Raw genomic sequence first — 286 nt, 5'->3', positions numbered from 1 at the left:
TCACCGTTCGCGGGCACCGTGTCGGGCGAGGCCACATACGACCACTTGTCGCTGCCGGCGGCGGCGTTGAGCTCGCCGAAGAGGTTGGCGAGGGCCGCGTCGCGGTCCTGACCGAAGTCGCTCGAGTCCTCGATCTCCTCGAGGGCGATGACGGATGCGTCGAGCGCGTTGATCGCGTTCACGATCTTCACCTGCTGGCGCTCGAAGTTTTCGGTGTCGTAGGCGCCGCGGACGGTGCAGTCGTTCGCCGTCGTCGGGGTGCCCTCGCGGTCGGGGTAGTAGGCAC

1 pseudogene is annotated in these 286 nt (G+C 67.8%); it reads right to left on the bottom strand.

Going from position 1 to position 286, the window contains the following annotated elements:
* Nucleotides 1–286, bottom strand: a pseudogene (locus QM019_RS12765) (ExeM/NucH family extracellular endonuclease); the annotation flags it as partial.

It is taken from the genome of Gulosibacter sediminis, from assembly GCF_030011715.1.
In the GTDB taxonomy this organism is placed as follows: domain Bacteria; phylum Actinomycetota; class Actinomycetes; order Actinomycetales; family Microbacteriaceae; genus Gulosibacter; species Gulosibacter sediminis.
This window is presented reverse-complemented; position numbering and strand designations above follow the sequence as displayed.